Annotated in this window: 21 protein-coding genes, 1 tRNA gene and 1 pseudogene; 7 read left to right on the forward strand and 16 right to left on the reverse strand. The window is 57.5% G+C overall.

Annotated features, from left to right (window positions below):
* Nucleotides 1–174: 174 nt before the first annotated feature.
* Nucleotides 175–474 (reverse strand): annotated as a pseudogene (locus tag Q2941_RS42610) (IS21 family transposase); the annotation flags it as partial.
* A 131-nt stretch (nt 475–605) separates the two neighbouring features.
* Between Q2941_RS42610 and Q2941_RS42615 the strand changes: the two are divergent.
* Nucleotides 606–669, forward strand: a tRNA-Leu gene (locus tag Q2941_RS42615).
* A gap of 63 nt (nt 670–732) precedes the next feature.
* Here the strand turns inward: Q2941_RS42615 and Q2941_RS42620 are convergent.
* Nucleotides 733–1,131, reverse strand: a complete 399-nt coding sequence (locus tag Q2941_RS42620) for a ribbon-helix-helix domain-containing protein (protein WP_458196258.1) — start codon at nt 1,129–1,131, stop codon at nt 733–735.
* Nucleotides 1,132–1,238: 107 nt separating this feature from the next.
* Nucleotides 1,239–1,841, reverse strand: coding sequence for a DJ-1/PfpI family protein (locus Q2941_RS42625; protein ID WP_458196259.1), 603 nt, complete (start codon nt 1,839–1,841; stop codon nt 1,239–1,241).
* Nucleotides 1,842–3,455: 1,614 nt separating this feature from the next.
* Between Q2941_RS42625 and Q2941_RS42630 the strand changes: the two genes are divergently transcribed.
* Both Q2941_RS42630 and Q2941_RS42635 read left to right on the forward strand, forming a co-directional pair.
* Nucleotides 3,456–4,010 (forward strand): peroxiredoxin, encoded by a 555-nt coding sequence (locus Q2941_RS42630; RefSeq protein WP_458196260.1) that lies wholly within the window; start codon nt 3,456–3,458, stop codon nt 4,008–4,010.
* A gap of 73 nt (nt 4,011–4,083) precedes the next feature.
* Nucleotides 4,084–4,323 (forward strand): hypothetical protein, encoded by a 240-nt coding sequence (locus Q2941_RS42635; RefSeq protein WP_458196261.1) that lies wholly within the window; start codon nt 4,084–4,086, stop codon nt 4,321–4,323.
* Between the two features lie 39 nt (nt 4,324–4,362).
* Here Q2941_RS42635 and Q2941_RS42640 read toward each other — a convergent pair whose 3' ends face one another.
* The 13 genes from Q2941_RS42640 to Q2941_RS42700 form a co-directional block, all read right to left on the reverse strand.
* Nucleotides 4,363–4,551 carry a hypothetical protein gene (locus tag Q2941_RS42640; protein WP_458196262.1) on the reverse strand — a complete coding sequence of 63 codons (189 nt, stop codon included), beginning with the start codon at nt 4,549–4,551 and terminating at the stop codon, nt 4,363–4,365.
* A 442-nt stretch (nt 4,552–4,993) separates the two neighbouring features.
* Nucleotides 4,994–6,226 (reverse strand): cytochrome P450, encoded by a 1,233-nt coding sequence (locus Q2941_RS42645; protein ID WP_458196263.1) that lies wholly within the window; start codon nt 6,224–6,226, stop codon nt 4,994–4,996.
* A 120-nt stretch (nt 6,227–6,346) separates the two neighbouring features.
* Nucleotides 6,347–7,264: a di-heme-cytochrome C peroxidase gene (locus Q2941_RS42650; RefSeq protein ID WP_458196264.1), complete on the reverse strand. Its 918-nt coding sequence runs from the start codon at nt 7,262–7,264 to the stop codon at nt 6,347–6,349.
* Nucleotides 7,265–7,305: 41 nt separating this feature from the next.
* Nucleotides 7,306–8,340, reverse strand: coding sequence for a di-heme-cytochrome C peroxidase (locus tag Q2941_RS42655; protein ID WP_458196265.1), 1,035 nt, complete (start codon nt 8,338–8,340; stop codon nt 7,306–7,308).
* An 852-nt stretch (nt 8,341–9,192) separates the two neighbouring features.
* Nucleotides 9,193–9,918 carry a sulfite exporter TauE/SafE family protein gene (locus Q2941_RS42660; RefSeq protein ID WP_458196266.1) on the reverse strand — a complete coding sequence of 242 codons (726 nt, stop codon included), beginning with the start codon at nt 9,916–9,918 and terminating at the stop codon, nt 9,193–9,195.
* Between the two features lie 172 nt (nt 9,919–10,090).
* Nucleotides 10,091–10,951, reverse strand: a complete 861-nt coding sequence (locus Q2941_RS42665; RefSeq protein WP_458196279.1) for a xanthine dehydrogenase — start codon at nt 10,949–10,951, stop codon at nt 10,091–10,093.
* Between the two features lie 755 nt (nt 10,952–11,706).
* Nucleotides 11,707–12,657, reverse strand: a complete 951-nt coding sequence (locus tag Q2941_RS42670) for a class I SAM-dependent methyltransferase (protein ID WP_458196267.1) — start codon at nt 12,655–12,657, stop codon at nt 11,707–11,709.
* An 8-nt stretch (nt 12,658–12,665) separates the two neighbouring features.
* Nucleotides 12,666–14,018: a coproporphyrinogen-III oxidase family protein gene (locus Q2941_RS42675; protein ID WP_458196268.1), complete on the reverse strand. Its 1,353-nt coding sequence runs from the start codon at nt 14,016–14,018 to the stop codon at nt 12,666–12,668.
* A 1,064-nt stretch (nt 14,019–15,082) separates the two neighbouring features.
* Nucleotides 15,083–16,861: an FAD-dependent oxidoreductase gene (locus Q2941_RS42680; protein WP_458196269.1), complete on the reverse strand. Its 1,779-nt coding sequence runs from the start codon at nt 16,859–16,861 to the stop codon at nt 15,083–15,085.
* Nucleotides 16,862–16,893: 32 nt separating this feature from the next.
* Complete coding sequence (locus tag Q2941_RS42685; RefSeq protein WP_458196270.1) at nt 16,894–17,724, reverse strand: phosphoenolpyruvate hydrolase family protein; 831 nt, start codon at nt 17,722–17,724, stop codon at nt 16,894–16,896.
* On the reverse strand, nt 17,711–18,955 hold the full coding sequence (locus tag Q2941_RS42690; protein ID WP_458196271.1) for a Tm-1-like ATP-binding domain-containing protein: 1,245 nt from the start codon (nt 18,953–18,955) through the stop codon (nt 17,711–17,713). The genes Q2941_RS42685 and Q2941_RS42690 overlap by 14 nt, the downstream gene beginning before the upstream one ends.
* 389 nt (nt 18,956–19,344) lie before the next feature.
* The gene (locus Q2941_RS42695; protein ID WP_458196272.1) at nt 19,345–20,043 is read right to left on the reverse strand and encodes a hypothetical protein; all 699 of its coding nucleotides are present in this window, start codon (nt 20,041–20,043) and stop codon (nt 19,345–19,347) included.
* Between the two features lie 439 nt (nt 20,044–20,482).
* Complete coding sequence (locus tag Q2941_RS42700) at nt 20,483–21,370, reverse strand: helix-turn-helix domain-containing protein (RefSeq protein WP_458196273.1); 888 nt, start codon at nt 21,368–21,370, stop codon at nt 20,483–20,485.
* A gap of 253 nt (nt 21,371–21,623) precedes the next feature.
* Here Q2941_RS42700 and Q2941_RS42705 point away from each other — a divergent pair, with 253 nt between their 5' ends.
* From Q2941_RS42705 to Q2941_RS42720, 4 genes are all read left to right on the forward strand, one after another.
* The gene (locus tag Q2941_RS42705; protein ID WP_458196274.1) at nt 21,624–22,559 is read left to right on the forward strand and encodes a ribokinase; all 936 of its coding nucleotides are present in this window, start codon (nt 21,624–21,626) and stop codon (nt 22,557–22,559) included.
* 280 nt (nt 22,560–22,839) lie between these two features.
* A complete protein-coding gene (locus tag Q2941_RS42710; RefSeq protein ID WP_458196275.1) occupies nt 22,840–23,337 on the forward strand; it encodes a 3-methyl-2-oxobutanoate hydroxymethyltransferase in 498 nt (165 codons plus the stop codon).
* 120 nt (nt 23,338–23,457) lie between these two features.
* Entirely contained in the window at nt 23,458–24,453 is a 996-nt protein-coding gene (locus Q2941_RS42715; RefSeq protein ID WP_458196277.1) for a sterol desaturase family protein, read from the forward strand.
* A 166-nt stretch (nt 24,454–24,619) separates the two neighbouring features.
* Nucleotides 24,620–24,908, forward strand: a 289-nt coding sequence (locus tag Q2941_RS42720; protein ID WP_458196278.1) for a Rieske 2Fe-2S domain-containing protein, incomplete at its 3' end; no start/stop codon positions are given.

Below are 24,908 nucleotides of genomic sequence, written 5' to 3' on the forward strand. Positions count from 1 at the left end.
TGCCAGTTCTGGCTGCAGGCGCACCAGCACCGCCTCGCCGGCTTCGGAAGGTCTCTTCTTTGCTGATTTCGTGATATCACGAGTTGATGCTCATATCTCATGATATCATGAAAGCAAACCGGGGCGAACAGGCGCGGCCGGCGGTGACGACCGCTCTTCTCGTAGCTGGCAGTGAAACTGATCAACCAGATCATGATAGATCGCCTGCGCGTTGCGCCTCGGGCGGGCCTGCTGCTCGATCCATTCTCGTTGCGGTTCACAGGCTGAGCAGGCGAGATCAAACGTCTTGACGGCCACCGTCATTCCGATAGCCGGGGGTCGCGGAGATGGGGGAGTTTGGCCTTCGGTGGCCTCAGAGCCGGCGGTCACCCCGGGGAAATTTGCCTCCGCCGCTCGCCGGTATACGAAAATCGCCTGGTAGCGCCGGATCGTCTTGCGGTCGATCCCCGTCAGCCGCTGAATCTCTCGTTGGCTCGGGCTTCAAGACGATCGCGATGCGAACTTACGGTTGCATCAGTCTCTTGGCCGTGCGGACTGGGCCCGCGTCAACTTATTTGATGCCGATGTGTGATGCGTAACAACTTGCAAGAAGCGCGTGTAAGGATGCGCCCATGGCTCGGCTGGATAGAGTTCCGAAGGTTACACGTTCAAATCGTGTCAGGCGCGCCATTTGAAAGTAGCTTGTTGTCCCAGACGAGTTACGGCAACAGCCATCGACTGACGCCATTCCGCCTAACCAGCAACTGAAACCCTCGATTTGTTATTCGTGCTCCCGGCGTCCGCAGCAAAGCGTCGTGCCTCGCGCTCGAGGATGCGGTTGGCGTCTAGCGATCTGATCGGCGTGGCGAAATCGCGCGGGATGTCGCCAGAGAGCTGCAGCATTAGATACCGGCCGCAGCAGACGCGGAGGAACGAGGAAAAATTCTCCACGTTCGCCCGGTCCTCCAGCAATTCTTCATGCAGCCGGTCCAGGAGCTGCGAGAGTGTCATGCCGTCGCGCTGTGCGATCTCCTCGAGAATTCGCCAGTAAAGGTTCTCCAAGCGGATGCTGGTGGAGAAACCGCGCATTCGCACGGACTTCAGCCGGGTCTGCCAAAGCTCCGCATCCGCATTGACAAAGAGCCTGCACATGGGCGACCTCCTCGGGCAACAGAACCAGCCGGGTCACAGCCTATCACCCTGCACTGCGCCTGTACCTACGCTCGTTCCCACTGGGCAGGCGTCGTCAAGCCGGACGATCATGCGGCGCGGCATAGGCCGGAATGGCTGATCGTCGTCCCCAGAACGGCAAGAAATTGCGACAGCCACGACGGGTGAGCCGGCCAAGCCGGCGCGCTGACCAGATTGCGATCTGTCACAGCGCCATCAATTGGGATATCGGCATAGACGCCGCCGGCAAGTTCGACCTCGACGCGGCAAGCCGGATAGGCCGAACAGGTGCGCCCCTTCAGCACGCCGGCGCCCGCAAGGAGCTGCGCCGCATGACAGATTGCGGCGACGGGCTTCTCGGCATCGAAAAAGTATCTGACTAGCTCGATCACCGATTCATCGGTGCGAAGGTATTCGGGAGCTCGGCCCCCCGGGATCACGAGCGCGTCGTAAGTTGAGCAATCGATTTCGGTGAACGTGGTATTGATCGTGAAATTGTGGCCGCGCTTTTCGCTGTAGGTCTGCTGGCCCTCGAAATCATGGATCGACGTTGCGATTGTGTCGCCTGCGGCCTTGCCGGGACAGACGGCATGAACCGTGTGGCCGACGGCGAGCAGAGCCTGGAACGGGACCATTGTTTCGTAGTCCTCACCAAAATCCCCGACTATCATCAGAATGCGCTTGCCGTTCATGCGTTATCCTCCCTCATTGGGTTCCAGCGCTCGCTCTTTGCGCGCCCTGAAGATACATCCGGCGGACGGGACTTGGTGTTAACCAGTTAACGCAGTCGAGCGAGCGGTACGCGCACGACCGTCGGAGTGTGCGCGCAAAGATGCGCTCAACCACCGGACTTGGAGTCTTAGCTCGTCGGTTCCTGATTGATACGAATATGGCAGTCGTGCAAGGAGATGCGCAGGTATCGGCTAGAAAAATGCAGGAGCCCCCACCTGGATGCTCTCACGCGGGCGAATGTCGGTGTGAAAGGCCGGATCAGTAAATTCGGTATGCGGCACGAAGCGTGCCCGTCCGTTGCTCTTGGAGTCGTAGCACTTGAACACGAGCACCTCGGTGCCGCACATATCAGGCGCATAGAACGGTGGTCGTACCGGGCGCGGATAACGTTAACCGCATTCATCGAGTGAACCGCCTCGTCGGCGATCACTTCTCTCAGCCAGCGAAGGACTCTGTCGCTCCGAAGTCTGACATAAAACTCCCTTTCCGTAGCATAGGTACACATCTCATCAAACTCGATCATAACCATTAGAGAGAATTCGTCTTTCAAGTATTCACTGATCGAACTAAGATTATGCGATCGATCGTTCAATCTCTCCCAGAGATTCTCTTCGGATCCGCCAGCGACGAGTTCTATGATCTGGACGAAGCCATCAGTGTAACGCTCTTCGTCCGCGGCCCAGGCGTCAAAGAATGCTTCGGCTTCGTGGGTAACGATCAAGCTACGAATGGACAGTTCTTCTTTCAAATGCCTCGCGTCATATTCCGTCTATAAATCCGGCCACAACTTGTCCCAACGCGCGCGCACAACAGATGGTTCGGCAGTAAACATCGCCGGCCGTCAAAGCATTGAACAATACCTTGGGACTCCAGTTCCGTCGAACCGGCGTGATCATCCAACCACTCCGAATCACGAGCGGTGTGGGACACTCTTTCGTTTCGAGTTCGTTCCGAGCCGAGTTCGTTCCGAGCGCTCGCAAAGCATCTTGCTACACAAAGCAGCATGTTGTCGCCTCCTTGTTTTGGTGGGGTACAACTCTGTGCCACACTCCTGCAGCCGCACTTGAAGTCCGCTCGCGAGCGTCACCGATCTGCGACGACTCGATCACCGACGCCGAGGACAGCCTCGCAGAGCGTTTCTTTCTCGCGGATCACTAGGCGGCCCCCGAGCAGGTCGTTTCGACTAAGTCCAAGCACATCGAGATCGCAGCAAGCGGTTTTGGCAGAGCGAAAGCGGATGAGGAGACATCACATGCCGCAGGCCATGGCCTCCAAATCCGTGTACCCATCAAGCGTCCGAATGGGAATGCAACGGCGCGTCGCAGTGTCCTCTGCCTTCCATTCACCAGATGATGTTGACGTTCGAATGTGCAGGTTTCGTCAGGCTGCCAACGCGGCTCGCCCCACAGCATCGAAATGCTGGTCCCTCCCCGATCGTTTCTCCGGAACTCTCAAACCAAACAGAACCTGTGTTGCATTTCCGCCAGTCTAAACCGCAAGATCGAGTGGCATGTCGATTGCTTCGATGAAGCCGGACCACCGCTTCCACACGAAGCAACCCTGAGAGGACACACATGCTTGGAATTGGAAGTAAGTTGCCGTCGTTCGAAGTCACGGGCGTGAAGCCAGGCTTTCACCTGCAGGAAGAGAAGGGGCAGAGCGCGTTCGAGACGTTGACTCAAGAGAGCTTTCCCGAAAAATGGAAAATTATCTTCTTCTACCCCAAGGATTTCACCTTCGTCTGCCCGACCGAAATCACCGAGTTTGCCCGGCTATCCAAGGACTTCGCCGATCGCGATGCAATCGTGCTCGGCGGCTCAACCGACAACGAATTCTGCAAGCTCGCTTGGCGCCGCGAGCGCAAGGATCTGCATCACCTTCCCATCTGGCAGTTTGCTGACTCCAAAGGCACTCTTGTCGATGGCCTTGGCGTGCGCTCGCCTGAGGGCGTCGCTCATCGCTACACGTTCATCGTCGATCCGGAGAATACGATTCAGCATGTCTATGCGACCAACCTGAATGTCGGCCGAAGCCCGAGGGACACGCTACGGGTTCTGGACGCGCTGCAGACCTATGAGCTCTGCCCCTGCAATCGCGAAATCGGCGGCGAGACGCTGAAAGTCGCCTGAGGCAACATGTCAATTGAGCAGTTGAGGATCAAATTCCGGATCGTGCCAAGGACGTCAGACTCTGGCCCGGACGATGACCGATGACGCTTTTGCCGCAAAGCAGATACGGCCTGTTGCTGGCGAGCGTGATTGCGACCCGCAACTCAGTGTCATAGATGCGATGGAATTTGCGGCGGCCGTCGTGATCGCGCCAGCGGCGATCGCAGCAGCGAAATGTGCGGCTGCCGTGATGGCGATGAACGAGGTTCACTACCGCTTCGGCCACCTCGCATCCAATCCGGAATACAAGGCGATGCCGGTGCGGTTGCGCTAGCGATTATAAGAAAATCGCTGCGAGCGTGCCCACCGCGCCTCAAACCAGCCCGATCAGTGAGCCGCTTATCGGCACCTCGCGGAACAGCAGAAATGTGAGGATCGGCTCCGCCACCACAATCGATCCCACCGATGTCGCGACAATTATCCAAATGTTTTTGAGATGCATGTAGCCGATGGCGTATCCAGAGACGAGCAAGATGCCGCCCAACATTATGAGCAGGAACATCGGCAGACGCGTTGTCAGAGGCCCACTCGCCGTTCCAAATTTCTTTGACGCAATCAATTCGGCGATTATTGAAAGGGCTTATCCTACGAAAATTGCCGCTACCGCTACAATCTTCAACATTGAGCTCGATTCCCACGTTCAGTTTGTTCGGAAAGATGAGTGTTGGGAAATTCTCCAAGCCGGTGCCTTCCTGGCTCGTCCCTTGCTCAGCCGCATCGGCTGACTTGCGCCTGATGCATGAAGGCGAGGTGCTTAACGAGAACAGAGCGTCGCAAGGTGGCGGATCATAGACGACGGCGCGTCCCTTTGACGGATTTCAGTCAACATAATCAAGATGGATTGAGCACGGGCCGAGGTTACCCGAACGAGTGGAGCGAACGCGGTGGAACTGCGTTGACTAGCGGAGTGCGGGAAGCCCCGAAGCGATCGGGAAGTCCGTCCTTCAGGCCGGCCTATCAAAGGTGATGAGATAACGCTCCGGAAATGGCCCTCCGGCGTAGTCAATGTCCGCAGCCGGACGCACGCCCGGAATTTGCAGGATGCGGCGAACGATTTCCGGAACCTGGATGCGGCTGATCTGGTCGCCAAGGCAAGTGTGCATCCCGTAGCCCAGATGCATATAGATCGACTCCGGCCGGTCGATGGCGAAACTGGAGGGCGCCGGCAGTTGCAAGCCGTCGCGCATCGCCGACCGGGTCGAGATCAGCACGGTGCTGCCGGCCTTGATCGTCGCCGCGCGCAGTGAGCCCTTGGCGATCCGGTAATCGGACCGGCAGTGGCGCACCACGAACGGATTGATCGGATTGAAGCGCAGCGCTTCCCAGCAATAGCGATACATCAGATGATCATCGTTGCGGCTGGCAACGTCGATCGCCTCCTTCAGAATCTTCGGACGTTTGAACAGCTGGTCGAGCAGCTGCACGATGGCCGCCGAAGTGGTCTCGATACCGCCGACCAGCGTACCCATCATGTTGGTAATGATGCGCTCGTCGCCGAAGCCGATCGAATCGTCAAAATGGCTTTTCAGCAGGCGGCTGAGCACGTCGTCGAGTGGGAGGCCATTCTTCAACTGCTCTCGCCGTTGCGGAAGCAGTTGTGTCAGGTAGGCGCGCATCTCCTGCCCGGCGTCGATGTTATCCTGGTGCACCTTCGGATCATTGTCCAGGTTGTGGAACATGTCGTATTGCGTGGCGCGCGACCATCGGAACATCGACGCCAGGTCGGTGCCAGGAAAGCCGAAATATTCTCCGGTCAACTGTATCGGCACTAGGCGCGACAGGGTGCTGACCACCTCGATCTGGTTCTGAGTGTAGAGTTGTTTTTCGACAGACGCATTGGCGAGACTACGCACTCTCTGACGAATGGCCGGCAGATCCTCCATGCGCATGAAGGCACGCATGATGCCCTTGTCGCGCTGGTTTATCTCCGTGCAGTCGCGGCCGAGCATGTAGGGGCCTACCGAGGGGTCCATCATGGGCGCATAGGTGACGTTGAAGATGTCAGGCCGGCTGAGCGCTTCCTGCACGTCCGGGAACCGGGTGATAAACACCGGCCCTTCGGAGCCCAACGCCAAGTTGGGCCTGACATGCCGGATTATCGCGAACAATGTGTCCGGATGTTTAGCGATCATCCATTTCAGGAATTTCGCCACCAGACGCTGCTTCTGCTCCGCCATTGCCGGCCCCTTGCTCGAGAAAAGTTTCGCCTGGATCAATCGGTCCGAGCACTCCGTCCAACTCTGTCCTGCAGGAGGCTGTCTTCGATACTATTCCACTTGAAGCTGATCCTATTGATTTCAGATCGACTTGAGGAACTCGATGATTGCGTTGCGCTCCTCAGGCGACAGCGCAGGGCCGATAACGCCGTCATGCTTGTCGTTGGAGAACTCGTGACCGGTGTTACGATTTGCGCGCCCGGACGTATCGAGGATGAAGTAGCCCTGGCTGTCGTAGGTCCTGCCTTTAGGATCGACGGTCCGCGTCACGATACCGACGCGCACCGGATCGAAGCTGGGATCGCCGAGCAGGAAGGCTTTAGGGCGCTCCGCGACCGGGCTGAGCAGGTCGTAGATCGTCGGCACCGAGCCGTTGTGCAGGAACGGCGCAGTCGCCCATACGCCGTTCAGCGGACGCGCCTTGTAGCCGAAACCTGCCGCGAGACAGTTCGGCCGATCGCCTTCGATCTTCGCGCGGTCCGTCCTGGTCGAACGAAGCCATTCGTCGATGCCCAGTTGAACCACGGCGCCGAGCGCAAGCGCGTAGAGTTGCATCGCATGGTCCGAAACGTGAATCGTATCCAGCGTGCTATCAGCCTTCCGTTGACAGACATCGATGTCCAGCCCGAGTCCGGGGCTGGTCTGACCGGCGCGGGCCGTTTCGCGGCCGGCGGTGTCCACGGTGCGATTGTGCAGCACGTTGCCCTGGGTCGGATCGGTGCCGATATGGCTTTGCTCGATGATCTTGACGTTGAGTACTGATTCCGTCGTCTGCCTCTCCTGCCCATCCCGGCCGCGCCAGCGGATAGGGCCAAAGTGCTTCCAGAACTCCGCGTCCGGCGCCTTGCCGTGTACGATGTCCGGCGTCAGCGCCGGAAGATGACAACCGCTGCAATGCTTGTCGTAGAGCTGGGCTCCCACGGCGGCCTTGGCCTTGTCAATCGCAGGAAAGCTGTCGGGCCAGGTCGGCGCGTTCAGGCCAGTGAAGGCCTTCGCCACCAGCGGCTGATCCTTCCCGGCGAGCTGTTGTTCGATCCAGTTCAGATTATCGAAGGGTTCGCAAAGCGCCCCTCCTTCGGCGAGGCGGTCAAGTTGAGCTCCGCCGAAACCCCCATCGCCTCGCCGGCATTGCGCACCAGCGGCTGCATGATCGAGCCGTCGTACTGCACCCAATCGAACCATGACGAGGTCCAGATGTGCGGGTAAGTGACGGGAGCGTTGATGTTGACATAATTGCCGTAGCGTTCGGGGTCGAGAGCGAACACCTGATTGCCGATTCGATTAAGCGCATCGAGGCGTGAGAATCCTTCCGTGACATCGATCCCGGCAGGCTGATCGACCAGCGCGCCGAGTATTCCATCGAGTTCCCTCGACAGCTGGACGCGCGTCAGATCGTTGTACTCGGTTCCTAAGACGGCCTTCGCAAATCGTCTGAAGCGACCGTCGAAGAAGGGCAGCTTTGCTGACAAAGCGGTCTGTCCGAGCGCGGCGCGGAGTGCAAAGGTCAGTTGACCGAGATCGGTCACCGCGGGCCCGCCTTCGATGACATAGCGCTTCTCTTTGAAGACCAGTTGGCCGGTATGGCACGCGGCGCAGGTCAATCCGACGGCAGTCTCCTTACGCGAAAGTCCCTTGATCGACTGAAACGGCGAATATGCAAAGCCGATCGGCAAGCCGTATTCATTGTTCTTGCTTTTGGCTGAGCTGATGAATCCAAACCGGAGCAAATAGCGGTTATCGGCAAACCGTTCGCGTTTGGAAAAGGGAACGGCGAAGGTCGAGTTCAGCGGCGCTTCCAGGGCGAGAAACCATGACAGTGGAATCGGCAAGGTATGCGTGCCCTGGGCTTCGTGATGGAATCGATCGGCGTCTTGGGGGGCCCAGCCCTGATCAAGCGAAACCTGCTCGCTCACGGAAACCGGTGCAGGGAGTCCCGGCGGCTCCAGAGCTTCGATTATCGCGCCAACCTGCGGACTAGTCAGGACGGCGATCACAACAATGACTGCGGTGATGGCCAGAAGAATAAGAAAGCGTCGCCACCAAAGGCGGTAAACTGCACCGGCAACTGTCGACATGGCTCCCCACGGGTGTCAGCGAAAGGCTTCCCGAAAATTAATTATTTTCCAACAGCACGGCCTTACGAGCGCCAAAATACGCCGTCCTCGTACTTGATGAACGCAATCCTGGGCGTTGGAATGCCCGAGTATCTGCTTGGCTGCTCGCGCTTACCCTCACATTAAGCTTTAGGTTCAAGACGCGAAGGTTCTCACTAAACTTGAGTCGATGCAACCAAAAGATGGCGTACGCACTATATTCTCTATTGGATTGAATTCAATTCAATTCAATAGGTGAGAGGATATTGATGCGCCTCGTCAGTAGATGCGAAAATCAAAAGCCGACAGTTTTCATTCAGGCTAAACTAACCACGAAACCAATAATTGGTCAGAGAACCACTGGTGACGTCCCGGAGTTTTACACCGGGCTCTGCGAGGCGCCGGCTGCGGTACCGCTTTCTAGCTGCAAGCACTTCGGTGGGCGATGCCGTTCCAGGCTTCTTCCTTTTTCTTCGCCGCCGCATCCAATTGCACGACGAGCTTATGGCGGTCGTTCCACTTAGACATCGGCAAAGCATGATGCTCGGGATGATCACCGCCACTGACATTTTGTGGATTGGCGCTAGCGATGGTGCGTGCACCTCGTTGAGTTGCACGGTGACCTAGAGGTTCGATCGTCCGGTCGGAGCGCAACGAAGGAAGGCACAAAAGTACTTTGGGTGCTCGCTTCCGCCAATCACGTGATCCGAGAGCTTCGTGCGTGGTGCCCGCGTTCAGTAAACTGGAGGCGTCCCGTCAAAACTCGGCCGCAAAAAAGACATTCCTTGTGGGCAGTCGACGTCCCGGATGGATCCAAGAACCGATCTGATGGTGTTATCTCGTTGCAAAGACCATAAGCTGGATCCCCGCGGCGCCAAGTACGGCAGCAAGTACATAGCGCGTCGTGGTCTCCGACAGCCAACGAAGACCAATCGTGGTCCCTATCATCGCTCCTGCGACAGCCCCCAGGGCGTATAGCCATGTCTGAGGTGAAGGCAACTGTCCGGCGTAAATCGCGCCGACCAATCCAACTGCGGAGTTCACCCATATGAAGGGGGCAGACAAAGCTGCTGTCTCTTTGGGCGAAGCCCACCGCATCGCAATAAGAATAGGCGCGAGGAAAACGCCCCCACCGACGCCAGTAAGCCCCGAGATCAGGCCGATGCCGGCTCCTGTTGTAATTGCGCCCCATGACTGCTTGCCACCGTCAGGGATAGCTCCCTTGGCTCGCCCGATCAACAAGATGGCAGCAGCAAAAAGAAGGACAACGCCGGTGATAGCATCATAGAGATGCGGGGGTAGAATTGTGAATCCTCCAATCAAAGCAGTTGGCATCGAGGCGGTTAGAAAAGGCCTCAACCTCTTCCAATCAATAAAACCACCGCGATTGAAGAGCCATGTCGAATACGTGGCAGCAACGATGTTGAGTAACAATGCTGTCGGTCGCATCTGAGTTGATGGAAACGATGCAAAGGCCATGAGGGCAAGAAACGCGGTGCCACCCGCCTGCCCAACCGTCGCGTAAAGAAGGGAAATGATAGCGAAGAAGATTGTGAGCATTGCGATTGGCACTTCAGTGTTCTGCGCAGCGGCAGGGGGTAAGCTTCCGTATCCCGATGCCTTTGGATGCGGAAAAGATTGATGTGCTAAGGTACCTGCTGCACGGAACTATCCGGTGCCTACACCGGCAGTTCACGCCAAGGAGCGCGCCGGTGGTAATCTCTCTCTTTAACTATCGGCCAAGACGTCGACGATCGTTCGGTCGGGGCGAGATGAGTTTCTCGATCGCCGCGACGGCGCTGCATCCGATGGCTCGCCCTCGTTCATCCATGCCGGTCCAGCAGGATTGGCGTCCGCGCGGATCGACCTCCAGCAATTTTACGCCCTCCCGCAAGCGCGCGCCGTCCCGTACAACACCGCGTAGCACTCCTCCGATGGGAGCCTGGACCGGTTTGCCGCCGAGACAACCCACCAGCAAGCCCTTGGACACTGTCGTGCCGATATCGAGGCCTGTGCGCCAGATGCCATCGCGGTGCGAGTACACGAAGCGCTCGCGTCCAGCGCTGCCGAGCTCGCGGGCTCGGCCGTCCGCCAGCTTGGTGACACCTCGTGAGACTATTGCGCCGGTCTGGATCGGATGGGTCTCGATGGCGGTGTCGCAGTTGACGCCCACCTCGAAGCCGGGCCCGATTCCGGCTGTCACCCGTGCGAAGCCGCGGAGGTCGGGAGGTCTTCGATGCTTCTGCATGCGTGCATCCACGATCACGGATAGTGAGCGCAAGGCGATGATGTCGGAGAAGTGCATTTCGGTCACTGCCACGCTGCTCGGTTCGGTGTGAATCTCTGTGATTTCCGCTAGCGTATCGGCCCGTTTTCCCACGACGCCCTCAACTTCACTCGGCTCGCCGAACAGCGAGTCGTGAAATGCCATGCGGCGGCGGATCACCGGTGGAAAGGCATCGTGTCTCATCACCACAGCAAAGGTCGCTTCGGTGAGTTTCGTGGCGATGGCAGACGCGATTTCGTTCGTGCCGAGTACCAATGCGAAGAGCCTTGGCGCGCGTGGATCCTGGGTCTTAGCAGCGACTTTCATGGGCGGGTCCGTGTTACCGGGGATCCCTAGCAAACTGCGCGCCAATCGCGAATTCGGGTTCATATATTCAAACAAAATGGTTCGTCCTGTAGACCACGGCGAAACCGCGCGTTCAAACATGTCGTTCGAGATTGTCGCGGATACGACAATCGCGGGTTCGGTTTCCGTCAAATCGCCGGAACGACACCGCGATCGGGGACCGAGCAATGGCGAACGCCCGCCCGGGATGATGCGTGGCCAGGCGCTGTATGTGCATTGCAGTCGTAGACGTGGGCTTCACCGCCTGTCACTTTCACAGAGAAATTGGGTGACGTGTCGTGATCGAAGTGCGCGGGCCCCGCGTGTAAGCCGACGCAGCCGCGGCTGCCCGCACGTGCACCTTCATATATCCTCCTACTGATGGGTGTCAGAAGTAGAGCGAGGCAGCGGGGCGGCCCGACGCCCCGACGCCTCGATGTGATGCGCCAGGTCGCCCCTACATTACCGGGGGGAGTTTCGGCAATGCTCCCTCGGACGAAGCAAGCAGCGTGCCTAAGCCGGGCTGGAGCTACTGCATGCATTTCCTGCAAGCTTTTGCCTGTAGAGACCCTCACCAAAAAGGGCATGGAGCGTTTTCAGCCGCGGCGGCCTGGATAGTCCTGTGCATGGGCGGCGGGCGCATGATGGCACTTTGGAAGGTCTCCGGCAGGAAACTAAGAGCAGACGAAAGACGTGCTTCGGCGAGCAGGCCACCTAATCAGAACTTTCGTCCGAGCTTACGCTTCCCGAATGCTCAAGCGCTTAGGGGGCGTGAAATATCGATATTTGCCAGTCAGCATTCCGTTAACAAACTGGAGGCCGTGATCGCCATAGATCATATCCTCGCGAACGTAGCTGTCGGCTATGGCCTGTTGATTGTTGCCGCCGACCGTCTTCTGAGTAGTCGCCACCCCATGGCTGGCTGGCGGCGAGCCAAGCATCTCAATTATGGCATCGCGTGATGTGCCCAGTTTCAAGCGATCAAATTGTTCGGTAGGAATCATTCCGGCCGCCTCGATGGGCTCAGCTTTCATTGGCGGGAGATCTTCAGATCCAATTGGCTTACGAGCTACAACTTTCTCGATGCAGTGCGAATGAATTGGGATGCCAGGATGCGAGTCCCATTTAATGTAATGGTCAGACCGTAGAATCTCCCAGTCGGATTCCGCATAGATGGCCTGAAGCTCTCCACGCGAGACCGACTTCTTGTGACCGGACGCCAAACTCTCCTTCGATATAGGATGGTCTGGCTGATCGAGAGTATTGGTGAAGCAATGAAATCCTCCAGGCCGAGTCCGATCGATTAAGGCCCTGATGAGCGGTTTCCAGACGCTCCGTTCCGTGAAATGCAATACGGAATGCGCTATAAAGACGTCGAGATAAGCAGGCGGCTGAAACTCTTCAACGCGAACCACACCGCTCGTAAGGTTTACGCCAAGCTCGCCTGCGAGCCTATTCAGCTTGGAGATCGCGGCTTCGGAGATGTCAGTCGCGATCACCTGATGATCAAAATGGGCCAAATAAAGAGCATTGCGCCCCTCGCCGCAACCCAGCTCGACAACCACGCTCTTCGCGCGGAGAGCTGGCGCAATCTCGAAGATTTCGGGGCTAGGACCCCCCATAGACGAAACGTTGTGGTCGGCGTAGCCCGAATCCCACCAACAACGTGAATTCGCCACCTCTTCCATACTGTACCTCACGCCGCCTGATATTGTTCCTCAAGTCTAACCATCGCATCGGAGTAAAACATCCGAGCTAAAATGCTCGAATATTTGAACCCCTTTTGAGTAAGCCGACAAATGTCATCATCGGCCGAATTGATGAGTTGCAAAGACTCGAGCGCCTTGAGTTCTTCACCAAAATCGCCTGCTAGTGCTCGTCCAAATATCGCAGCGTAATTCTTTCTGCTTAAAGCTGACAATGTGAGGCCAAGCAGAGCGTAACGACGCGCAACATCGTCCGACGTCAGCCTGATTCCGTGTGATGCTATCGCCTCAGGATCGAACGGACGATCCGAGAATGCGTTGATGATGCGCGAAGCCGCGCTCCCGTCTACGGCATAATCCGTGCTGTAGTGATATTGGCCGAAGTAGCTTCTGGCACCAGCTCCCAATCCGAGCAGGGGCGTCCCCTCAAAGTCCGACACCTCCTGCCGGTAGGCATGGTCGCCAGTCATCCTCGTGAATCGTGTGAAGGATTCTTGGCGGTAGCCTTTGGACGCCATCCAAGCAACGTTCTGATCGTAGACTTCATACTTTTCCGCTTCAGAGAAAAATGATTCAGGATTGCGTGTTTTCGAAGTACTGACCTTCGTCATCGGACGAACAACGACGGGATAGAGAGAAACTGTCTGCGGCACATAGTCGAGCACGCGGCCAAGCGAAAGGAGCCAAGAGTCACGGGTTTGACCACGCAGGCCGTAGATCAAATCAAGATTGACGTGAGAAAAGCGTTTGATGAGAGCCTCGATTGCCGCTTTTGCAATCTCGATCGAATATGGACGACCAGAGTGCGCAAGCTCGCCGGGTTCCATGCTTTGGATGCCCATGCTCATTCGGTTGACGCCAAGTGCCTGCAAGCAATCCATAAGATTATTACCGAAAGAATCCGGTGCGCCCTCGACCGTAATCTCGCATCGCCGGCTTCGTTTTGGAAATGCAGTATCGAGGGCGGCGAATAGCTCGCCGAATTGATGCTCCGTTAGCAGCGTCGGAGTGCCGCCGCCGAAATAGATACTGACAACCTCTCGATCTCCGAAGTACTCTCCATATCGAGCGATGTGCTCCACCAACCGACCAACATAAGACTCCTGAGTCCCGTGTCTATTGCGCGTTGTAAGAAAGAGAGTGCAATAGGTGCATCGGTAGCGACAGAAGGGAATATGGATATAGATGTTGATTTGCTTTGAGCGACTAACCTGCTCAACAACATCAGTTATGCGGAGTGGTTGCGGGAAAGCCCTATACGCGCGCTTCGAAGGATAGCCATAGACGTATGTTGGCAGCTCCTTCTTCTCGATCTTCGTCCGAAGAAATTCCAGACGATCCATGACTTAACCCCTCGGTCGTCGTGCATGACCTGAAGGTCATGAACTTCTGAACCAACGACTAGGACCGCTCGGCCGCTCCTGCCGCCGCGCCAAAGAGAGAAACTCAAGAGTCGTGCCAAGCGCGCGAAGTGCCCCAGAGAAGCTCGTTCTGCATGCTATTCAATGGCTTAGTTGCGAGCGGGGCACAGCACGTCGGCCGCGCATCTGTGTCTCAGAAGCGACAAACCCGACAACAGGGTGCAAGGTACCTGGGAGAGCGGCTACGAACACCATGATCTGCATCGGCGCCCCGCGTGCTTATTGGTAGCACTGCGGCCCAGGCCAAAAAGCGGCCGATGCCTGCCGCCGCCAATTGGAAGGAATTTTATTTCGGCGCGCAACCTCGAGAACACTGGCCACCGGCGCCAAACTCTCCTCGGCCATCCGAAGCTCCTCGTCAGCGGTCCGCTGCCGTCGCGACTTGTGAACAACCTTTATCGGTCCGCACCCTTCCACGGCGAGTAGCCGAAGGCCGCGACACCCAAGCAATCTGAGTTCGACGAGTTGTCGAGAGTTCAAGGAGGCCAAGGACTCACTTCTCACCATCGACGACAAGCACGCTGAGGAGGGCCTGGGAGTCGGCCAAAGTGCACGCCTCCTGACAGCAATCCCCTGAACATATGTTAAAGAGCAGAACAGTTCGTGAAACTTGGGCATGTATTCATTTTTGATACACGAGACCAAACCGGGTACAGGCCCGACTCGTGCGAACCGGCGGGGTGCCGAGGCGGGAGCTAAGCCACGCTACAGGCAATGGAGCGCGGAGCCAAAGAAGTTGTTCGCTCACGGCATCAGTACGGCGTGCGCCTTCCAAGTGGACGAGATCGCCGGCGTCTTTTCGAGGCTTGGCAGGAGCCGGAATGCATTGTGACGCCGTTCCTGGTACCGCTCGCCGTGACCGCGCTGATCCGATGAGGCTGCCGGACAGCCAAAAAAAAGCCGCTGCTAGATTTCTCCAACAGCGGCTCAAGTCTAGGGAGAAAGCAGACGAACCGGTCTGCCAGCGGAAACGGCGAACTTGACCGTCAAGCTCCGGAAGCCGCGGCCTTTTGCCCATGATGAGCCGATAGCAGGATGCTGTTGACCGCGCGGTAGGCGAACACGATGGCCGGACCGATCGTGATGCCTGCTCCGGGATAAATTCCGCGCATTGGCGAGGTCATGTCATTCCCGCAAGCATACAGACCTGGAATCTGCCTGCCCTTTTCGTCCAAGACGTTTCCGTAAGTATCGGTTGCCAATCCGGTCGCCGTACCGAGCGTTGCGGGAACGATCGCCAGCGCGACAAACGGGCCGTTTCTGATCGGTCCAAGATTTGGATTTTTCGTTCCCACGACCGGATCGCCCAGCGTGCGATTGAATGCCGATTCCCCACGTTTGAAAAGCGGATCGCGTCCCGCGGCAGCGTGTTCGTTGTGTTCCTCGATCGTCCTTTGAAGCTCTCCGGCGTCTAGTCCTATCTGCTTCGCGAGTTCCCGAATCGTCTGGCCTACCTTGATGTAGCCGAGCCGCTCATATTTCCCGATGCTTAACGTCCAGGGCCACGGTAGCAAATGTCCCATGCCTCTGAGGCGGACGAAGTCCTGGTCGCAGATGAAGTAGAATCGCTTGTCTGCCGGATATCCGTTCTTGAACATTGCCATGCAGATATCGTGATACGAATTGGATTCGTTGACGAAGCGCCTGGCGCTTGGCCCTACCGCGAGGACACCGGGGCGACCGCGGTCTAGCCAGCCGTACGGGACGACTTGCGAGCGGCTGCCGCTGTTCAGGATCGACACTGGGGTCCAGAAACCGGCAGAGGCGACATCACTGTCAATCGCGGCACCGAGCCTGGCCCCAAGGGCAATGCCGTCACCGGTGACATCGGGATGGGCCAGCGTGTTGTTGTGCTGATGCGCGCCGCTAAGCTCCGCTCTTAACCGCGCGTTACGAGCAAAGCCGCCCGTTGCGAGGATGACACCATGCGAGGCGCGCACTTGGATTTCGGAATCGATCAGCTTGACGACTGCTCCAGTGACGCGTCCCTCATCCTTGATGAGTTCTATGAGAGGAGACTCTGGCCAGATTTCTACGCCATACTTGCGCAGGCTCACGAGCAACCGCGCGATCAAGGCGTTGCCCCCGCTGAGCTCAGTGCCACGTCTGTAACTCAGCCGATCCCGCGCGTAGCGGCTGACCCGACGCAAGACATGCTTAAGCGAAGCAAAAGATTGAAACGGGTTTAAAAAGCTTCTCACCTCTGCGGAGGAGATCATCATTCCCCCAAGCACAACACGAATAGGGTCACCTATCAGGTCGAAATCGCTGCCGAGAAGCCGTCCGTCATAGGGTGCGGGGCTCAGTGCCCGGCCCTTCTTAACTCCGCCGACCTGGTTCGAGTGATAATCGGGCGTAGATGCAAGGGTAAACTTGACCTCTGTCCCGTTCTCAAGCGTTGAGAGCGCGGTTGGACCCTCCTCAAGATAAGCCTCTACGAAGTCTGCCCGATAGTAGTTGCCAAGTTCATGCTGCAGGTATGTCCGCGCTTTCGCAAGCGAATCCTCAACCTTCGCGGACCGCGCCTGGGGCGAACAAGGAATCCAAATCATGCCGTTCGACAGCGCCGTCGTCCCGCCAAGCCGCGGAGATTTTTCACAAACTGTAACGCGCAGTCCGGCCTTTGCCGCATAGAGCGCCGCCGACAGTCCGGCTGCACCGCTACCGACCACGAGGACATCTGTCTCCCAATCATGATCGGGCTTGCCCCTTTGCGGGAAGGCCACCGTCTTATGCCCGATTGATTGATGGGTCGGCTCGTTCATTCCAGCCTCGCTCCAAGATTTGTCCATGAGCGTCAGTGATTTTGTGGAAGCGAGACAGCTTTGAATTGCTCTGCCGCCGCCTTGACTGCCCGCTCAATTGGGATTCTTTCAATGGAGGATGCGCCAACGAAGCCGACACACTTCGTCGACCGATAGACCTCAACCGTATCCTGTGGCTCTGCGATTGCCCCGCCATGGCAAAGCAGGACAACGTCCGAGCGTACTCTTCTCGCTGCGATATTGATGTTATTGATGCGCCTGATCGCCTCTTGTATTGACTGGCCTTCTTCATGACCGGCGAGCCCGCCACGGGTTGCGCCAACATGCGGGACGATGCAGTCGGCGCCCGCGCTGGCCATGGCTTTGGCGTCTTCAGGGCTTGCGACATAGGCCAGCGAGAAGAGGTTCTTTTTGCGGGCAGTCGCGATCATTTCGAGCTCGCGCTCGAAGCCAAGCCCGACCCGGCCACGGCGGTCGCGCCATTTTTCGCCCATGGTGGAGATGGTCGGATAGTTAATCACGCCGGAGAAGCCGGCCGCCCAAAACTTGTCCAGAAGGGCATCAAGATCGAGCCGAAGAGGATCCCACGCTTCGACGCCGCCTATGACAGGAACGGAAGAAACGACGTTGCGGATTTCTGCTGCGAGATCGAGGGTACGCGCATTCGAATCACCGATCCGGCTCGTGGGAAGTCCCATGAGACGGGACAGCCCGGTGCTGTAGACCACCAGCATGTCGGCGCCTCCCAGGACAGCGCATTTCGCAACTAGGCCGCAGCTACTCCCGGCGGCAAGAACCGCTTTTCCTTGATCGACCTGTTGGCCGATCCTGGAAAGGATTTCGGCTCGCTCAAACATGCGCATCGCAATGAGCCCCTTGCCCCAACTGCTCGAGGATCCACGTCGTGGCGTTCTCGGAAAATTCGGGATCGTTGATGTGGCAGTTCAGTTCGCGAACCCTAATGTTCGGCGCGAGACTCGCCTTGACCGCCTCGAGCCAAGCCCTGTCAGCGTCGGGATTGCGAAAAATGCCGCCCTCGCGGTCATAATCAGAAACACCTTCCGCCGGCCAAAGCACAATTGCAGGCCCCTTTGCCCGCGATAGCCGCTCGGCCGTGACCCGGCCGATGCACGCGTTTTCGGAAGGAGTCGTACGCATGAGGGTCGTATAGGGTGTATGGGAGTACAGCTGGCGACCGCGAAATTGATCAGGAACGCTTGAAGGCGGACCAAAATTGACCATGTCGACCGCACCAGGCGCGATCACTTGCGGGATGTGCGATGCTGCCTTGAGTCGATCCGGACCGGCGCTCGCGGTGCCTCCAACAATCTCGTCGGCCAGCTCCGTTGTGGTCAGATCGATCACAGCGTCGAATTCGCCGGCCGCAATCAGCTGCTCCATTTTGCGGCCGCCCGCCCCGTTGGCCGGAAAGACAATCGCATCTACGCCAGCCCCGGCAAGGCCCGCCACGCAGTGATTTGCCGCAGGCGTCGTCACGCCAAAAGCCGTGATGGCAACGACCTTCCTTTTCCGCCCATACTTCGTGGGCGCATAGTTCATGGCCGCAATGGCCCTCCCCGCATTCTCCAATACCCGTTCGGTAAAGGTGTTGATCCCGAAGAGATCGACGAGCGTTGGATAGAGGATAATGTCGTTATGGACAGCCAATTCAGCGAGCAGCGCTGGCCTTGCACTGCTCACAAGCAGCTTGGGGAAGCCATAAGGCAAATCAGCCACGATCTCGCCGAAAACTGCGCTCCCCTTGCCACCGGCAACTCCGATAATCGCGCCAATGGCGCCCGTTGCCAGGAGGACACGGACCCTTTCGCTCGTTGTTGCGGCTATCTCCTTCAGGAGCTCGGCCGGCGAGGCGACACGAGCGCTATTACGATGGGGTTGTTTCGTGCTGGTAGCCGACCCGGAGGTGCCGATGTCGATCAGGACGACTTTGCGGCCGCATGCCTCGATGATATCTTTGAGATAGGACGCTTCGCTGCTCTTGGTATCCAGCGTTGCCACGATCGCGACCGCGCGCAGCGTGGATGAGTTACCATCCCGGACTGACCTCTGGTCGTCCGCGCAATGGTGAGCCACGATCTTCCTCCCGGATTATTTTAAACCAGGCACTCTTAGACCGGGCGGAGACCGGGTATAAGGTTGGTGAAGCGCGCAGTTGGGTAAGGTTGGGTAGAGGCAGTGAAGGTGCTGCGCAGCTACTGCCAACGACGTGTCGCTGGTCTGCATGCACCATCTTCGCAGCCCTCCAGAAGCCCCATGCTCGTCTTCAGTGTAGTCTTCGACCATCGGCAGCCGAGCTTGCGCAGCATCCGCAACAGAATGCCCCAGCCACGATCGTCATGATTAAAGTTCGCGTATTGGATGATCTTGGCTCAGTTCTTGAAAGATGCCGTACACGTGATTACTTCCGCCGGCCATCAATCACAGAGAACCACCTTGAATCGCGTAAGGTAGCGATTCGATCTCTAATACTTTTCAAATCCAACCATTTTCATGGTCCAGTCGCTGACGCCTCCCTTATCGTTGCGATGGATGAACATTTTTCGGATCGAGTTCTCAAGATTTCTGCGCTCGATTCCAGTCAGAAACGGAATGTCGAACTGACGCGCCTGCTTGAACTTCTCAATCACCGCCTCAGTCGGATCGCAGACCGGCAGTCTTGCGGCAATCGCGTGCGTGGCATGCAGATCCTCGATAAAGTAAAAGCCTCCTGGCTCAACGATGGGAAACAGCTTTCCTAGAGCAAGCTGCTGGTGGTAAGCTGCGTGCGAAGCATCTTCGATGATGATCCTTACGGGTGGTAGTGAGCTCGCAAGTCGTTCCAATGCTAGCGCGTCTCCCATGTCAAGGCGCTCGAAACGGAATCGATCCAATTCAAAGGCGCTGAAATCGGAGATGTCGCAGCCGACGATGTTGGCTTTGGGAAAGAACTCCAGCCACATCTTAATGGACGGAATGTCGTAGACTTTGCGAGCGAGCAACGCACCGGGATCGAGAGAGCCGTACCCATGCTGCAATCCAATCTCGACCATCGTGAAAGGTTCGTGGCGGAACTCCTCGAATAGAAAAGAGTAGAAGCTGGTGTAGCCATGTGCGTCGCCAACCTCGTCTCCCTTGTCGGTTCCTAGGGCATTTGCTCGTTTCGTCAAATTCGGCACGTTCATTCCAACATCACCTCTTCTTGGAAGAGACCGCAGATGGTGGATGGCACTTCAAAGCGCGTGCCAAACCGTAAGTGATGATTTCTTTTGCGTATTCTTATCAAGCCTCTGTCGCCAGTTCGACCGAGTGTCGTGATTCTGACAAGTCGGCGTACAAACGCTCCACCGCGCTCGATTTTTTTAGCGCATCGCCATTTTGACGAAGTGTCAATGGCAGACGAGCCGGTTGATTGGGATGCGATTGGAGGCACATTGAAGTTGGACCTAACGATCTCCTCTGTTGATCGTCAAAGTCGCGACCGGATTGAGCACGAGCTCGCGACCACGAGCAGGCTTAGACGCATTCACAGCAGGGCAAGACGACAGCCGTCAAAGCGCTTGATCACGAAACGATAAGGACACGAATACATAATATTTCGGTGAAAACTGCGCGCACGCAAGTTCAACTTCCTTCGGCGCGCCGCCAAGTTCGAGGGCTGGTGCCGGTGCTACGTTTAAACTCACGACTGAAGTGATAGACGTCGCAGAAACCGCAGCGTTCGGCGATGGTACCGAGCCCGGCGTCGCTTTCCAAGAGCAGCCTCTGCGCCATCATGATTCGCTCTCGGATCAGCCAGCGCCTTGGGCTGATCTGCAGATGCCTTTGGAATAACCGCCGCGTCTGTGCGGCACTGAGGCCTGTGACCGCGACCAGTTCGTCGGCATGCCAAGATCGCTCTGGCGCCTGCCGCATCTTTGAGACGATGGTACGCAATGGAGCGGGGAGACGAGAATCACCTTGCTTAGACGAAGGTGCCGCGATGAGGTGCAGCAGTTCCGCCACGAGGCGATTGAGGGCCAAATCAACGTTATCATCTCTGGCGCGCAAGACGTCAAACAAGTTTCCGAACCACCGTTCGAGGTCTTTCGGTGCCGATATCGTTGCGAGGGTTGCGCCGGTGCCGAACACTTTTCGCCGAATGGCCGGCGTGTTCGGTCCGTCGATCCTTACCCATAGAACGGTCCAGGGATCGCTCTCGTCCGGCCAGTGCGCATGTGGCGTCTCGTTGGCAATCCAAATCAACTGATTGCGCCCGACGATGAATGTCCTGCCCTCGCTGGATACGAAGCCACGTCCCGCTGTGCAGTACAGAATGTCCTGACCCGGATAGTTGGCTCGCGCGATGTGGTGGTCGCGCGCGGTGATGGCTTTGCCAGCCCTAAGCACCGTAAAGGCGCAGCGAGTCCAGGCGGCGTCAGGAAGGACGTACTGATGGCTTTCCGGAAAAACTGTGCGCTGCGGTAATAATGCCATGCGTGTTTTATATAAACCGAAGCGTGCTTTGTCCATTTCCGCCCGCGAATTTCACGCGTACGCTCGCAGATAACGACTAACAATCAAACTCGCCGATCAGCATCCAGGATGCACGTTTTGTATTTCTGGGGAATTGCTGCGAGGATTCAGGGGGGAGCCGGTGCCGATACTCACCGCCCGCGAACTGCGCCAACACGCCGAGCACGGATGTTCTTCTCTTCCGCTGCCGAAATCGTGAAGGCAATCGACACCATCGCGCTGGCCTCAAGCACATTCAGGGGAGGAATTGATGAGTAAACCGAGAATCACCGTGGTCGGCAGCTTCGCAGTGGGACTTACCATTCGCGCTCCGAACATCCCGGTCTTCGGCGTCACGATGCTGGGCAGCAGTTTCGATATTGGGCCTGGAGGCAAGGGTTCGAATCAAGCGGTTGCGACTGCGCGACTAGGCGCGGATTCGTCGCTGGTAGCCATCATCGGCAAAGACAAGTTCGCCGATATCGCAACCGACCTCTACAAGGCCGAAGGCGTTGGCACCACGCATGTCAACCAAATCGCCGAAAGTCCGACGGCGGTGGGCTTCATCATTCTCAACGAGCGTGGTGAGAACTTTATCATCATGGACTATGGCGCCACCAACGCCATGGATGCAGCTTTTGTGGATCGCGCCGAGGGCCGCATTCGGGAGAGCGACGTCGTCATGGCGGTCCTCGAACCTCCTGTCGAGGTAGCAATGCGAGCTATGGAGCTAGGCCGCAAGCACGGCAAAACGACTATCCTCAATCCGGCCCCCGCCGCGCCGCTTCCGGATGAGATCTTCCCGTTGGTCGATTACCTGACTCCGAATGAAAGTGAACTACGTATTCTGCTCGGTCTGCGGCCGGACGATCCGCGGCCCTCACGCGAGCTAGTGGAGATACTGCGCAAACGCGGCGCCGCCAATGTGATTGTAACCCTTGGCGACCGCGGCGTGCTCGTCGTCACCGACGGGGTCGACGCAGCCATCCCGGCTGCCGAGGTCAACGTAGTGGACACGACGGGCGCAGGCGACGCATTTAATTCCGGCTTCGCTGTGGCTCTGGCCGAAGGCCGCGATGTGATCGAGGCAGCGCGCTTCGGGGTTTGCTGCGGTGCCCTGGTCTGCACCAAGCTCGGGGTCATTCCTGGCATGGCAACGCGCAGAGTAGCCGACGAGATGTATCGTAAATTCTCCGCCTTGAGTTGAAGGAAAGCAGGATGGACCTGAACCACAAAGCTTCCAGATGTCGAGTTGCCCGGGCCATCGTTAAGAGGGATCGCAGCGAGGTGCGGATCGTCTGCCGAAACCTGCCGCGCTCCTATTCGCCTGATCTTGCCATCGCTGCAGGGCGTCCGGCACGTCGAACCATGTGCGTGGTCGCCACCGGCGGCTCGGCGACTTGTTTGGGCACTCGGCCGAAGGACGACGCCGCTGCCCGGTAGCAAGTCTTCCGTCGGAATTCTTTGACTAGCGCGGAAACGGCGCGTTGGACCTTTGGCAGGAAGCTAGAGAGCTGAATTGCAAGATGCCGCGGATTTACGATTGGGCCGCACGCGAAGCTCAGCGCACGGTGACGGTGGCCGACCTGCGCGGCGCCAGAGACTCGGGCAAGCGCTACACTCAAGTCACTGCCGAGACGGCGGACGAGGCAGCAGCTGCGGAGCAATCCGGTATCGAGATGCTGGTCACCCGCGCCCGCAACGTGGAGACCGTTCGCAAGGGCTCGAAGCAGCTTTTCGTCACGGCGGCGCTTGGCTTTGCCGATGCCGCAACCCAGGACGATATTCTACGCACCGCATTAAAGGCGTTGACCGACGGCGCCGACGCAGTGATCACAGCGCGCGGCATGGCGACCGTCGCTATGCTCGCGGCCGAAGATATTCCGGTCGTTGGTCATCTGGGGCTAGTTCCGAGGAAATCGACTTGGGTTGGAAAGCTTCGCGCGTTCGGCAAGAAAGCAGATGAAGCCTTGGAGTGTTTTTGATCCTCGTTGGCACGCAAGGGGGCGCGATATCTGCCGAAATTACGATTTCTCGGTACCTGAAGGATTTCGCCCAGGTAGGCGATCATCTCACGTCCAATATCTGACGGAGCGGAGACAAATATGGATGACATCTTATACGGTACGCGCGACAAACGCGGTAATTGGACGCCGAACAAGAGGCCGGAACGGGCGCCGATTTTTATCTGGCCGGTGCAGCCGAAGAAAATTCTTCATTGGCTGCCGGGGTATCTCTTGCCTTGGAATACCCTCTATTTCGCGATCTCGCTTGTATCGTGGATCTATCTGACACCCGCGCTTGATACAATGCGGGAATTCCACACTGACTGGCTTTTGCTCATCCTTCTGCGCAATGCCGGGCTAACGGTCCTTGTCTATGGCACCTTCCACTTCATCCTTTATGTCCAACGACGTCAACAAACGAACTTCAAGTATAACGCAAAGTGGCCCGACACAGACAACACCACCTTCCTGTTCGGAAGCCAGACAGCTGAAAACGTGTTTTGGACTATGTGTAGCGGCGTGCCGGTATGGACCGCATACGAGACCCTTACCTGGTGGATGTACGCTAACGGCTATTTGCCGTACGTCGATTTCGGAACACACCCCGCGTACTGCGCTGCCCTCGTGCTGATAATGCCGACCTGGCGCGAGTTGCACTTCTATCTCATTCACCGGCTCATGCACATGGGACCGCTGTACCACATCGTACATAAGGTACACCACAAGAACGTTAACCCGGGACCTTGGTCCGGCCTGTCAGCATCTACACTCGAGCACATCTGCTATTTTTCCGGCGTGCTGATCCATTTCGTCCTGCCCTCCCATCCGGTGCATGCAATGTTTCAGCTCATGCACGCGGGGTTGTCGCCAGCGAAGTCTCACACCGGGTTCGACCGGGTGGTCGTCGACGATGCAAAAGCCATCAGCACAGACAATCTTTATCACTACCTGCATCACAAGTATTTTGAAGTGAACTATGGAGAGCGGCGCATCCCGCTCGACGAGTGGTTCGGCACAGCTCACGACGGTTCTTCCGAAGCCGACGAGAGGATGTACAAGCGCATAAAGGCTAAGAAGTGGGCGCGCGGCAATTAGTCCCGGAATTGGTAAGGCAGATCGCACGGTCTTTCCGACTCTTCTGACGGACGATGGCCATATACCGCAACTTCCCTTCCACCCACCAGCAACATTGGCACCGCCGCCCCGCGGATCTTGAAGGCATCGGCGCAATTGCTACGAGTAGACTCAGAGGACGACGAAAATGACTAGTCAGGATGAATGGGTAGCGGCTTGCGCCACTGACGCATTGATGCCCGAAGAGACCATTCGTCTCGATCACGGCAGCCGTACGTTTGCAATTGTTCGCTCTCCGGAGGGAGACTACTTCGCGATTGACGGCCACTGCTCTCACGAGAAAGTCCATCTTGCGGACGGCATTGTCGATGGGGGGATCATTGAGTGCCCGAAGCACTTCGGGACGTTCGATTACCGAACTGGCGAGTCGCGCGCACTGCCTGCATGTGTTGACCTACGCAGTTACGAGGTGAAGG

This window comes from Bradyrhizobium sp. UFLA05-153 (assembly GCF_054185185.1).

Coding starts and splice junctions, on each gene's coding strand:
- Q2941_RS42620 (WP_458196258.1), bottom strand. CDS start 1,131: ATGTGCAGGCTCTTTGTCAATGCGGATGCGGAGCTTTGGCAGACCCGG.
- Q2941_RS42625 (WP_458196259.1), bottom strand. CDS start 1,841: ATGAACGGCAAGCGCATTCTGATGATAGTCGGGGATTTTGGTGAGGAC.
- Q2941_RS42630 (WP_458196260.1), top strand. CDS start 3,456: ATGCTTGGAATTGGAAGTAAGTTGCCGTCGTTCGAAGTCACGGGCGTG.
- Q2941_RS42635 (WP_458196261.1), top strand. CDS start 4,084: ATGACCGATGACGCTTTTGCCGCAAAGCAGATACGGCCTGTTGCTGGC.
- Q2941_RS42640 (WP_458196262.1), bottom strand. CDS start 4,551: ATGTTCCTGCTCATAATGTTGGGCGGCATCTTGCTCGTCTCTGGATAC.
- Q2941_RS42645 (WP_458196263.1), bottom strand. CDS start 6,226: ATGGCGGAGCAGAAGCAGCGTCTGGTGGCGAAATTCCTGAAATGGATG.
- Q2941_RS42655 (WP_458196265.1), bottom strand. CDS start 8,340: ATGTCGACAGTTGCCGGTGCAGTTTACCGCCTTTGGTGGCGACGCTTT.
- Q2941_RS42660 (WP_458196266.1), bottom strand. CDS start 9,918: ATGCTCACAATCTTCTTCGCTATCATTTCCCTTCTTTACGCGACGGTT.
- Q2941_RS42665 (WP_458196279.1), bottom strand. CDS start 10,951: ATGAAAGTCGCTGCTAAGACCCAGGATCCACGCGCGCCAAGGCTCTTC.
- Q2941_RS42670 (WP_458196267.1), bottom strand. CDS start 12,657: ATGGAAGAGGTGGCGAATTCACGTTGTTGGTGGGATTCGGGCTACGCC.
- Q2941_RS42675 (WP_458196268.1), bottom strand. CDS start 14,018: ATGGATCGTCTGGAATTTCTTCGGACGAAGATCGAGAAGAAGGAGCTG.
- Q2941_RS42680 (WP_458196269.1), bottom strand. CDS start 16,861: ATGAACGAGCCGACCCATCAATCAATCGGGCATAAGACGGTGGCCTTC.
- Q2941_RS42685 (WP_458196270.1), bottom strand. CDS start 17,724: ATGCGCATGTTTGAGCGAGCCGAAATCCTTTCCAGGATCGGCCAACAG.
- Q2941_RS42695 (WP_458196272.1), bottom strand. CDS start 20,043: ATGAACGTGCCGAATTTGACGAAACGAGCAAATGCCCTAGGAACCGAC.
- Q2941_RS42700 (WP_458196273.1), bottom strand. CDS start 21,370: ATGGACAAAGCACGCTTCGGTTTATATAAAACACGCATGGCATTATTA.
- Q2941_RS42705 (WP_458196274.1), top strand. CDS start 21,624: ATGAGTAAACCGAGAATCACCGTGGTCGGCAGCTTCGCAGTGGGACTT.
- Q2941_RS42715 (WP_458196277.1), top strand. CDS start 23,458: ATGGATGACATCTTATACGGTACGCGCGACAAACGCGGTAATTGGACG.